General features: G+C 30.5%; 8 protein-coding genes and 2 pseudogenes. All 10 read right to left on the reverse strand.

The window, feature by feature from the left end; translation table 11 throughout:
* Nucleotides 1-59: 59 nt before the first annotated feature.
* Nucleotides 60-1308, reverse strand: a pseudogene (gene purD, locus HGPT_RS03215) (phosphoribosylamine--glycine ligase).
* Nucleotides 1309-1316: 8 nt separating this feature from the next.
* A pseudogene (purH, locus tag HGPT_RS03220) lies at nucleotides 1317-2829 on the reverse strand (bifunctional phosphoribosylaminoimidazolecarboxamide formyltransferase/IMP cyclohydrolase).
* Between the two features lies 1 nt (nucleotide 2830).
* Nucleotides 2831-3433 carry a phosphoribosylglycinamide formyltransferase gene (gene purN, locus HGPT_RS03225; protein WP_019138436.1) on the reverse strand — a complete coding sequence of 201 codons (603 nt, stop codon included), beginning with the start codon at nucleotides 3431-3433 and terminating at the stop codon, nucleotides 2831-2833.
* Nucleotides 3417-4448: a phosphoribosylformylglycinamidine cyclo-ligase gene (gene purM, locus HGPT_RS03230; RefSeq protein ID WP_019138437.1), complete on the reverse strand. Its 1032-nt coding sequence runs from the start codon at nucleotides 4446-4448 to the stop codon at nucleotides 3417-3419. Before purM ends, purN begins: the two co-directional genes overlap by 17 nt.
* An 11-nt stretch (nucleotides 4449-4459) precedes the next feature.
* Nucleotides 4460-4936: a 5-(carboxyamino)imidazole ribonucleotide mutase gene (gene purE / locus HGPT_RS03235; RefSeq protein ID WP_019138438.1), complete on the reverse strand. Its 477-nt coding sequence runs from the start codon at nucleotides 4934-4936 to the stop codon at nucleotides 4460-4462.
* A gap of 9 nt (nucleotides 4937-4945) precedes the next feature.
* Nucleotides 4946-5626 (reverse strand): phosphoribosylaminoimidazolesuccinocarboxamide synthase, encoded by a 681-nt coding sequence (locus HGPT_RS03240; protein ID WP_019138439.1) that lies wholly within the window; start codon nucleotides 5624-5626, stop codon nucleotides 4946-4948.
* 279 nt (nucleotides 5627-5905) lie between these two features.
* The gene (gene ppk1, locus HGPT_RS03245) at nucleotides 5906-8056 is read right to left on the reverse strand and encodes a polyphosphate kinase 1 (protein ID WP_019138440.1); all 2151 of its coding nucleotides are present in this window, start codon (nucleotides 8054-8056) and stop codon (nucleotides 5906-5908) included.
* Nucleotides 8034-8951 carry a Ppx/GppA phosphatase family protein gene (locus HGPT_RS03250; protein WP_019138441.1) on the reverse strand — a complete coding sequence of 306 codons (918 nt, stop codon included), beginning with the start codon at nucleotides 8949-8951 and terminating at the stop codon, nucleotides 8034-8036. Before HGPT_RS03250 ends, ppk1 begins: the two co-directional genes overlap by 23 nt.
* Nucleotides 8952-9119: 168 nt before the next feature.
* Complete coding sequence (locus HGPT_RS03255) at nucleotides 9120-9899, reverse strand: inositol monophosphatase family protein (protein WP_019138442.1); 780 nt, start codon at nucleotides 9897-9899, stop codon at nucleotides 9120-9122.
* Nucleotides 9900-9912: 13 nt separating this feature from the next.
* Nucleotides 9913-11954 (reverse strand): insulinase family protein (locus HGPT_RS03260; RefSeq protein WP_019138443.1); only part of this gene is annotated, 2042 nt, incomplete at its 5' end.

Genomic DNA, 11954 nt, shown 5'->3' on the forward strand with positions numbered 1-11954 from the left:
GCAGGTGATTGTTTCTAGATTAGATTTTCTAAAACAAATCACCTGCTCAATTATTTATTTTATTTTGTTCCTATATCTTTTCTAAAATATGCCTTATCTAAATTTTTATTTTTTCGACTATTTTTATAGGTCTTTTTCACGAGCATCTTCTAAATCATTTCCAAGAGCTGTAATTGACAAAACTCTTCCGCCATTTGTATAGATTCCATCTGATTTTTTTGTTCCATTGTGGAATACAATTATGTCATCATCAATTTGGTCGAGACCTTCAATTAATTTTCCTTTTTCATAAGAAGCCGGATAACCTCCTGAACACATAATTACAGTTAGACAAGTTTCATCTTTCCATCTTATATCTTCTTTTTCTAGTTTTCCGTCAATAGTTTTATTTAAAAGTTCAAATAAATCTACATCTAATCTTGGCATTAGGACTTCTGTTTCAGGATCTCCAAAACGAACATTAAATTCTAGAACTTTTGGTTTATCATCTTCAATCATAAATCCAACAAATAAAATCCCTGAATAATTAAGTTTTTCTTTATTTAACCCATCTTCGATTTTTTTATAGATTTTTTCTAGATTTTCTTCTAATTCACGACTAGCTTTTACTGGGGAATAAGTTCCAACTCCGCCAGTATTTGGTCCCTTATCACCATCATAAATTTGCTTGTGATCTTTAGCTCTTTCTAGTGGAAACAATCTATTGTTTGAAACAAGACAAAGTACAGAAGCTTCTTCTCCAGTCAAAAATTCTTCGATTACAACTGTATTTCCTTCATCGCCAAAAATTTTATCCTTAAAGATTTTTTCAAGGGCATCTATAGCTTCTTCCTTGTTTTGACAAATTATTACTCCCTTTCCTAGGCAAAGACCATCTGCCTTTACAACAAGAGGATAAGAAAAAACTTTTAGGCTGTCTAAAGCATCCTCAAAATTTTCAAAACTTTGATATTTTGCAGTAGGAATAGAATACTTTTCTAAGAATTTTTTTGTAAATTCTTTAGATTTTTCAAATCTTGCACAAGCTTTATTTGGTCCAAAAACCTTAAGTCCCTTTTCATTAAAGGCATCAACAATGCCCATGCAAAGAGGATCTTCTGGACCAACTACTGTCAAATCAATTTTATTTTCTTCTGCAAAAAGAAGTAATTTGTCAATGTCTTTGGGATCAATATCTATATTTTCGCAAAAATCTTCTGTCCCGCCATTTCCTCTTGCCATATAAATTTTATCAACACTTTTACTTTCATTAAGCTTCCATGCAAGTGCGTGTTCTCTTCCGCCATTTCCAATTACAAGTACTTTCATTTGGCCTCCTAGTGTCTAAAATGTCTCATATTAGTAAAAACAAGACAAATATTATTTTCATTTGCAAAATCAATTACTTCTTGATCTTTTACAGATCCGCCTGGCTGAACAATTACATCAATGCCAGCCTTATATAGAAGTTCGATTGTATCTCTAAAGAAAAATCCATCAGAAGCAAGGACTGCTCCTTTAGCTTTTTCTCCAGCTCTTTCGATTGCTTCTTCAACAGCCCAAGATCTTTTTGTTTCACCTTGACCTAGTGCAAGAGTTCCTCCATCTTTTGCAATTACTACTGAGTTTGAAAAAGTTGGTTTGCAGCATGTAAAGGCAAATTTTAATTCTTCAAGTTCTTTTTCTGTTGGTTTTCTATTTGATACAAAAGAAATTTTATCTTCATCCCAAATTTTATCATCAAAGTTTTGAATTATAATTCCATTTAAAACTTGTTTAAATCTAAATTCAGGATCATAAAGTTTTTCAAAATCTGGAATTTCTATTAATCTAATATTTTTCTTTTGTGCTAGAAGATCATAAGCTTCTTTAGAAAAACTTGGAGCTACAACAATTTCTAAGAAAATCTTTGAAAGGTGTTCTGCAGTTTTTAAATCAACTTCTCTATTTAAAGCAATGATTCCGCCAAAAATTGATTCATCATCACATTCATAAGCTTTTACAAAGGCTTCTTCAAGAGTTTCTCCAGTTCCTATTCCACATGGATTTGTGTGTTTAACTGCAACAGCAGCTGATTTTTCAAAATTTATCACAGCATTTAGAGCAGAATACATATCATTTAAGTTGTTGTAAGAAATTTGTTTTCCATGAAGAACCTTATATTCTATTTTGTCTGGAGTATAAGAATCCTCATAGAAAGCTGCCCTTTGATGAGGATTTTCACCATATCTTAACTCTTCAACAATCTTGTAAGACTTATTGATATATCTTGGGAATCTTTCTCCTTCTCTTTTTGCGAAATAATTTGAAATTACTGCATCATAATGAGCTGTGTAACTGAAAGCTTTGTAGGCAAGATATTCTTTGAATTTTAAATCATCTTTATCTATGTACTCAAGTACATTATCGTAATCAGCAGGATCAGTGACAATGAAAACGTCCTTGTAATTTTTAGCAGCAGCCCTAATCATAGAAGGTCCACCAATATCTATATTTTCAATCATTGTGTTATGATCTGCTTTTTCAAGTAATTTTTCTTCAAAGGGATATAAATTATTTACAACCATATCAATTGGTGTAATTTCTTCTTCCTTTAAAGTTTCCATGTGATTATCTATGTCGCGTCTAGCAAGAATACCTGCGTGAATTTTTGGATTTAGGGTTTTCACTCTTCCATCTAAAATTTCTGGAAATCCAGTTACTTTGTCCACAGAAATTACTTCTATTCCTGCATCTAACAACTTTTTTATAAGTTCCACCAGTAGAAATGATTTCCCAACCTCTATTGGCAAGTTCCTTGGCAAATTCAACAATTCCTTCTTTATCAAAAACTGAAATAAGTGCCCTCATACTAACCTCCAATCACAACTTTTCCATCAACAAGCTTTAATTTATCTTCACAAAAATATTTTACAGAAAGAGGCAAAATTTCGTGCTCAATCTTTAAAACTTTTTGTTGGAGTTCTTCTGGATTTTCTCCTTCTACTTCAACAATTTTTTGCATGATAATAGGACCCTCATCTGCCCCTTCATTTACAAAATGAGTAGTGGCACCAGTGTATTTAACACCTCTTTTGATGACGGCCTCATGTACTTTTAATCCATAATAACCCCTGCCACAAAAGGCAGGAATTAATGATGGATGTATATTTATTATTTTATTTTCATATATTTTGGTAATTTTTTCTGGCAAGATTTTTAAATATCCTGCTAGAATAATTAAATCAATTTTATTTTCTTGAAGTTTACTTATTAATTCTTCATCATCCTTTATGCAAAAAGCGGGAATACCAGCATTTTTTGCCCTGATAAGACCATAAGCATCTTCTCTATTAGAAATGACAATTTTTATTTTTCCATTGATATAATTATTTTCAGTATTGTCTATAATGGCTTGCAAATTTGTGCCGCCACCTGATATTAAAACTGCAATATTTTTAGAGACTAAGGTCAATTTTATCTTCTCCAGCAACAACTTTTCCAAGCTCGTAAAGTTTTAAATCACTATCTTTAAAAAAGTCAACTACTTTATCTTTTTCTTTTTCTGATACCACAAATGTAAGTCCAACTCCCATATTAAAAGTAGCATACATATCTTCATCTTTAAGATCTGCCCACTTCTTTAAAAGTTTAAATATCTCTGGAGTTTCTATAACAGATGCATCAATTTTTGCACAAAGTCCATCTGGTATCATTCTTGGGATGTTTTCGTAGAATCCTCCACCAGTAATATGACTCATTCCCTTGATATCTACAATTTTAAGTAGATCAAGAATTTCTTTAACATATATTCTTGTTGGCTTTAAAAGTTCTTCCCCTAGAGTAGAATTTAATTCATCAATTTCTTCATTTAAATCTTTCTTGCAATGATCAAATACAATCTTTCTTACAAGTGAATATCCATTGGAGTGAATTCCATTAGAAGATAGACCAAAAACTAAGTCTCCTTCTTTTATGCTTGAACCATCGATAATCTTATCTTTATCAACAACTCCAACGCAAAAACCTGCTAAATCATATTGATCTTCTTGATAAACTCCAGGCATTTCTGCTGTTTCTCCACCAATAAGTGAAGCAGAAGACTGAATACAACCTTCAGCAACTCCCTTTACAATTTCTTCCATTTTTTCTGGAACTAATTTACCTGTAGCAATATAGTCCAAGAAGAAAAGAGGTTTTGCACCTTGACATAAAATATCATTAACACACATTGCCACACAGTCGATGCCAATAGTATCATGTTTATCAAGCATATGAGCAAGAATAACCTTAGTTCCAACACCATCAGTTCCACTGACAAGTACAGGATTTTTAATTTCATCTAAATCTAGATTAAATAGACCTGAAAATCCTCCAAGAGATGATAAGACATCTTTGGATTGAGTTTTTTTAACAATACCCTTAATTAATTCAACTTCTCTTTGACCGGCATCAACATCTACGCCTGCATTCTTATAATTAATTGCCATCTCCGCTCCTTTTATCCTTCGTAAATATATTCGGTGTTTGCAATTTTTTCTGACATATCAGACCTAAATTGTCTTAGCTTTTCCTTTAAATTATCGTCGGAAATTGCTAAAATTTCTGCCGCTAAAATTGCAGCATTTTCTCCGCCATTTATTGCTACAGTAGCAACTGGCACGCCACTTGGCATTTGAACAGTAGAAAGAAGTGCATCAAGTCCATCAAGAGTTGAACTCTTTACAGGAACACCAATAACAGGTCTTGTTGTAAGAGCAGCAATTACACCTCCAAGGTGAGCTGCTTTTCCTGCTATAGATATGAATACTTGGCTTTCTTCTTGTGCACTTGTCACATATTCTTGTAATTCTTTTAAGGCTCTGTGAGCAGAAATTACTTTGGCTTCATATTCAATTCCAAATTCCATTAATTTTGCAACGATTTTGTCTGCAATTTCTCTGTCAGAAATTGAACCCATTATAATTGATACTCTCATTTTTACTCCTTAAATATTTAAATATTTTGAAACATCTAGTGGTTTTACATATTCGCCATCTTTATAAGCTCTCATATTTCCACCACTAACTTCGTCTATTAACACGATTTCATCTGAACCTTCAAGTCTTCCATATTCAAACTTAATATCATAAAGGTCTAGACCATTTTCTTTTAAAATATATTTAACAATATTTGCAATTTTTTTGTTCATTTCTACGATCTTATCGTATTCTTCAGCTTTTAAAATTCCTAGGGCAACAAGTCCTTCTTTAGTAATAAGTGGATCATCTCTATCGTCATCTTTAAGAGTAATTTCAGTATATTCTGGAAGTTCAGCTCCTTCTTCTATATAAAGACCATATCTTCTATAGAAAGATCCTACAGCCTTAAATCTTGTTATAACTTCAAGGCCCTTGCCAAATACACTTGCTCTTTTTACTTCCATTAAATTATTATCAACATCAGCAGAAACATAGTGAGTGTTAATTCCAGCTTCATTGATTTTTTCAAAGAAGTATTTTGTAACCTTTAAGCACTCTTTTCCTGCACCTTCAATACTACCAGCTACTTGGTTTCCACCAGTATCAAAAACTCCGTCAGTTCCTGTCATGTCATCCTTGAATTTAAGGTAACATCTTCCGTCTTCTTCTAAAACATTCTTAGTTTTTCCTTGGTAAATAGTCTTCATAATTTCCTCCAGTAAATTAAATAAAGCCCAAAGAGGCAGATTTTTGTAAAACCTACCCCTCTGGGCTTTTTTCCCTAAGGTGTGATACTTTAATAAAAAAGTACCAGTACCGCTCGGTCCTTGGCAAAGCCCGGATCCCTAGGCACACTTTCACTCATGATATGAGCTCTCATACAATTAAATATTAACAACTAAGACAAAAATTGTCAAGATTATCTAATTAAATATTTTTACAAGAAATAAGTTGATTTTTTATTCTAAATATTTAAATTAGACTTCTTATTTGAAAAGTTTTTTTAGTTTATCCAAAAGAGAATATTTCTCTCCTACCCTTCTCTCCTGCTTGTGGTTTTTGTCTTGTATTTCTTTTTTATTATTCTCTACTTTATTTCTTACACAGATAGTTTTTTCTTCAGCCTCTTTTATAAAATAATTTTGAGATGATATTTTCTTTTCTTCTACTCCAATTTTTTCATATTCACCAGAACTATTCATAATTCTAGCTCCAATATTATCTTTCATTTGAACTTCTAAATAATCTAAAAGTCTATCTTTTATTTCTTTATCTAAAATTGGAGTAGCAATTTCAACTCTTTTTTCTGTATTTCTAGTCATCAAATCTGCCGAAGATATATACATATCTTTTTCTTCTCTTCCAAAAACATAAACTCTAGGATGTTCTAAGAATCTTCCAACTATAGACCTAATTCTAATATTTTCACTTTGTCCCTTAATTCCTGGTAAAAGGCAAGAAATTCCCCTAATAATTAAATCTATTTTTACTCCCTTTTGTGAAGCTTCAATAAATTTTTCTATAAAATCTTTATCTGTAAGAGAATTAAATTTACAAAGAATATAGCCATTTTCCCCTTTTTTAATTTCTCTTTCCACAAGATGCATAAGTCCAGATTTTAATGTTGTTGGTGATTGTAAGAGATACTTATATTTTCCATCTAAGTTGCCAATGGACATATTCTTAAAAAAGTCAGTTGCATCTAAACCAATTTCAGAATTTGCTGTCATTAGAGAAAAGTCAGTATATTGTTTTGCTGTGGATTCATTGTAGTTTCCTGTCCCAATTTGAGTGATGTAATTTAAATTTCCTGTTTTTGAATCTCTATAAGTTATTAGACAGATTTTTGAGTGCATCTTGTACTTATTGAATCCATAAATAATATTGCAACCTTCTTCATAGAGGATATTTGCATAATTAATATTTGATTCTTCATCAAATCTGGCCTTTATCTCTACAAAAACTGTTACCTCTTTTCCATTTTGTGCCGCTTCAGTTAAATATCTTACGACTTTAGAATTTTCTGCAAGTCTATAAATTGTAATTTTTATTGATCTACATTCGGGATCATTTGCAGCTTCTTTTAACAAGTTTATAAAAGTATCCATGCTCTCGTAAGGATATGATAGAATTCTGTCTTTTTTTCTTATATCCTGAGTTACACTATTAGTAAAATCAGCTGGATTATATTGCAACAATTCCTTATACAAAAGACTGCTCTTTATTGCCTTAGGAATATCTCCTATCAAAGAAAAAACATATTTCATATTTAAAGGTGAGTCACATGAAAAATATGATTTTTCAGTTAATTCTAATTTATCAAGCAAAAAGTTAAGAGATGCTTTTGAAAGTTTATATTCTGATTCAAGTCTTACAACATTTAATCTTTTTCTCTTTTTTAGAATACTTTTCATGTATTCAGTGTAATCATCAAATTCTTCCCAGGTATCTCTGTCGTCTACAAAGTCTGTATTTCTAGTTATTTTTATAATATTTTTTGATAAAACTTCATAATCTTCAAAGATTTCTTCAATTTTATTTAAAATTATTTCTTCCATCAAAATATATTCCACATTTTCACCTGGAAGAATTAAATATTTTGGATAAGTTTTTCTTACGGGAACAATTCCAAAAACTTTTTCTTTATTTTTTTGCAATTGAGCAAAGGCATAAAGTTTTGTGTTTTCTAAAAAAGGAAATGGATGATTAATATCTACAATTTGAGGAGATACAAGTTGATCTATTCTTGTCATATAAAAATCGTCAACAAATTCTCTTTGTTCCTTATCCAATTCATCATATTTTACTTTTTTAATATTTGACTTTTCTAAACTTGCACTAACATTTTTGAAAATTTCGTCTTTTTCCCTATACATTTCCGGCAAACTTTTTAATATTGCATCAATTTGCTCCTCTGCATTCATGCCAGTCTTGTTATCTATAACTTCTTTTTTTAAGAGGGATAAATCGTGTAAGGAACCCACTCTAACCATAAAAAATTCGTCAAGATTAGAAATAAAAATACTTATAAATTTTAATTTTTCAAGATCTGGAACATCTTCTTCTGTTGCCTCTAACAATACGCGTTCATTAAATCTAAGCCAGGAAATTTCCCTATTTTGAAAATGCGATTTCATTATTACCTTCCAATACTTTATAAATTAAATAACCTTCTCTCAGACCATTGCCAGAAACTTCAATTTCACTTATTTCAAGTTCTTCCATAAGAGTTTTTAATATAATAATACCTGGAATAAGTGTATGAACTCTGGCAGGATTAGTACTAATAATGGACCTAATAGTATCTGTGTTCTTATCTTTTATCAAATCTAGTAACTTGTAAATATCTTTTAGGGTAAAGTGTTTTTCATCTTCTCCCCAAAGATCTGCAATTACCTTTCCAGTGGTTCTAATGGTGCCACCAATTCCTATTAATTTGTTAGCTTTTTTGGAAAAATGGGAAGAATTAATTTCACGAACAACTGATTTTTTTATTGCACGAATTTCACTTTTTTTCGGTAAAACCATGCTTACATTTTCTCTAAAAAGTAGTAGTGAACCTGTATTTAAATTAATAAATTCGCAAGGTCCATCTTCTTCGAAATAAACAACTTCTGTACTAGCACCACCAATATCAATGGAAACTCCAGATTCAACTTTTATTTCACTTCTAATACCAATATTTCCTAGAAAGGCTTCTTCCACCTGTTCTAATACATCAATATCAATATCCAAATCATTTTTTACCATCTCTAAAACTTCTTCAGTATTTTCTAAATTTCTTAAAGATGCTGTTGCAAAAGGTGAAAAAGTATCTACTTTGAGTTCTAGTACAATATTTTTTATACTATGAAGTGTCTTAATAAGTTTTTTTATTCCTTTTCTAGATAGTTCACCATCGTGAACATAAGTAATAAGTCCTGCAGTGTATTTCTTATTCAAAACTTTTTTAAATTCACTGCTGTCATCAAAAATATCAAAGACTATAAGTCTAATGGTATTTGATCCTATATCAACTATTGCGTGTCTCATAAATCAAACTCACCCTTCCTAAAAAATACTTCCTAAATAATCTTAAACTTCCTTTGTAAATTTCTTGTAAATTTTTAATTTATATTATGTAATATTTCTTAAAATTTGAATTTAAAATCTTAAAAAATTTTTTTAAAAGCAGGACTTGATACATCCTGCTTTTAATATTTAATAAACAAATCTCTTTAATTTTTCAACCATATATTTATTTCCAGAGATTATTCCTCCCTGTCTTTCACATGCAAGATCTTCTCCGTGCATATTTATAACTAGACCACCTGCTTCTCTTACTATTAAACATCCTGCAGCATAGTCCCAAAGATTTAAACCATCTTCAATAAAAGCATCGTATCTTCCACAAGCAGAATAGCACATTTCTAGTGCAGCAGAACCTATCCTTCTTATTCCATTTGTGTTTTTATAAACAAATCTAAGCATTTCAAAAGTTTCATCAACTCTATTAAGTCTCCCACCACCAGTTCCAACTCCAATTAAGCTGTTGGCAAATTCTTTTTCTTTTGAAACACTTATCTCTTTTCCATTTAATCTTGCACCTTTGCCATAAATTGCGGAGAAAAATTCATCTTTAAAAGGATCATACACTGCCCCTATAACAATTTTAGAATTTTCTAAAAGAGCGAGACTAATAACAGAATGATCAAAACCGTGGACTAAATTAGTAGTTCCATCCACAGGATCAAGAACCCAAGTATATTCAGCTATATCTGTTTTTGACTTGCCCTTTTCCTCTGCCAAAAGATTTGAAGACTCAATTAAGTTTAGAAGTTTCTCTTCTAAAAATTCTTGCACCTTAAAATCGACTTCTGTCACAAAGTCATTTTTGCCCTTCATCTCAAAATTGTTTTTTGGATCTAAATCAAAGAAAATCGCAGAAGCTTCCTTAACTATTTTTTCTATTTCAGTTAATATTTCAGGGTAATTTATCATAAAATCCTCCAATTTACTTTATAGATTTTATTTCCTTAAATAAATTTTCTCCATCTCTAATAATGCTTTCACTACCAAAAGCAGCAAGATAATTTTTCTTCATAGCTTCATCAAAAATCTTTCCATAAGAATTTAATTTTTCAACACTTGTTTCTAGAGCTTCTTTTTTTGATTTTTCAAGATCTTCTCTTGTCAATCCTGTAATAAATCTTGAAAGATTAATATCTCCAACTTGTTCTGGGGAAAGCAATGGATCAAAGACATTCATAGATCCTATAATAAAATTCTTTAAATCTTCATCGGAAACTTTCAAGTTTTCTACAAAATTACCTATGCTGTCATAGACTCTCACAGAATTTTTTAAATTAGGATCTCTATAAGAATAAGTTGCCATATCTCCAGACCTTCCAATACTTATTCCTGCACCATAAGCTCCGCCTTTTGCTCTGATTTCATTGTGAAGGTAAGAGGAATTTAAAATATTTGCAAGAACTGTCAAATCTCCACTATATTTTATGCCCAAGTCTTCCAAGTCATAACCCTTTGAAGCATAGACAACATTTGAAGTTGTGTATAGTCCTTGATTTTTATTGTCTCTAGTAAAATCATAGTCAGCTTGTTTTATATTTTTTATTTCTAGAGAATCAATATATTTTTGTAGTTCATTTTTGATTTTATTTAAATCTTCAATATTACCAGCAGCTGAAATAATTAAATTATCTCTTACAAAAAGATTTTCGTAAATTCTTTCTGCAGATTTTTCAAAATCAACCCACTTTTCTTCAAAATTTTCTACTAAATCTCTCATAAAATTGTAATAATCTAGTCCCCCAATGTGAGATTGAAGGTCAGCTACCCTTGAATAATAGGATTTTAAAATAGAAATTATAAATTGATGTCCATTTTGTAACATTGTAGATTCAACTCTAGACTTTAATATATTTAGAAGTTCCTTAATTCTTTTTTTAGAATCAAGAATAGAATTATTCATAATTTCTTCAATAATTTCTAGACCTCTTCCTAGCTTATCTGATGTTGATTTCATCTTAATATTCATTCTAAGGACATATTTTTCTTTGTCCTTGGAGTCAACATAGACACTTGGATTAAAGGAAATTCCACCAGTAGCCTTATAAATCTCATTATTTAATTCTTCATAAGAATAATTTTTTGTATCAATAAGACCAATTAAAGACAATAGAAGTGACATCAATTCAATATCCTCTTTTTCTACAAAAGAAATATCGTGAGAAAGAGTTGTGTAAACTATTCCATTTGTTTCTTGATTAGATTTTAAATATACAACATCATCGATTTTATCTTCTTCAAGTTCATAATCAGTTACACTTTCATCAATGTCTCTTAGTTCAAGAGCAGGAATTGTTGCCTTATCTTCCATGGAATCATCTGCACTTTGATATTCTTCAAGATCTTTTGATTTTTTTACTATTTCATCAATTTCTTTATCAGACATTTTTGCCTTTAAATCTTTAAGCTTTTCTTTTAATTCCTTTTCTTCTTTGTCATTTTTATTTAATTCAGGTCTTGCTGACAAGTTTACTGAATAAGGATTGTCAATTAATTTTTCTTTAATATAATTTTCTACAAAATTATCATCAAGTTTTTCTTTAACTATTTTTAAAACGTCATTGTAATATAAGGCGTCAAGAGGCGACTCATCATATAACCAAGAGTTAAGAGCCCTAATATAATAAATTATGGCTTTTTGAGTTCCTCCACCTTCTCTAAATATAAATTCAAATTTATTTAAAGTTGCTTCAAGTAAATCTCTATCAATTCCATTTTCAACTAAATCTTTTAATGTATCTTCTAAAACTTTTAAAAATTCATCTTTTTTATCTGCGTCAGTATTTTTTAAAACTATGGATAAATCAAGAGGCAAAGATGATGAAGTTTCTGCATAAACATCTTCAGCAAGTCCTTTATCGAAAATTGCCTTTTTAAGTGGTCCTCCTTGGGCATCTATTAAAAGTTCTGCCAAGAAATCTCTCATAAACACATCCATCTTAGAATCTGCATATCCAATCGTCCATC

Source organism: Peptoniphilus timonensis JC401 (assembly GCF_000312025.1).
GTDB lineage: Bacteria > Bacillota > Clostridia > Tissierellales > Peptoniphilaceae > Peptoniphilus_A > Peptoniphilus_A timonensis.

Coding starts and splice junctions, on each gene's coding strand:
- purM (WP_019138437.1), bottom strand. CDS start 4,448: ATGGCAATTAATTATAAGAATGCAGGCGTAGATGTTGATGCCGGTCAA.
- purE (WP_019138438.1), bottom strand. CDS start 4,936: ATGAGAGTATCAATTATAATGGGTTCAATTTCTGACAGAGAAATTGCA.
- HGPT_RS03240 (WP_019138439.1), bottom strand. CDS start 5,626: ATGAAGACTATTTACCAAGGAAAAACTAAGAATGTTTTAGAAGAAGAC.
- ppk1 (WP_019138440.1), bottom strand. CDS start 8,056: ATGAAATCGCATTTTCAAAATAGGGAAATTTCCTGGCTTAGATTTAAT.
- HGPT_RS03250 (WP_019138441.1), bottom strand. CDS start 8,951: ATGAGACACGCAATAGTTGATATAGGATCAAATACCATTAGACTTATA.
- HGPT_RS03255 (WP_019138442.1), bottom strand. CDS start 9,899: ATGATAAATTACCCTGAAATATTAACTGAAATAGAAAAAATAGTTAAG.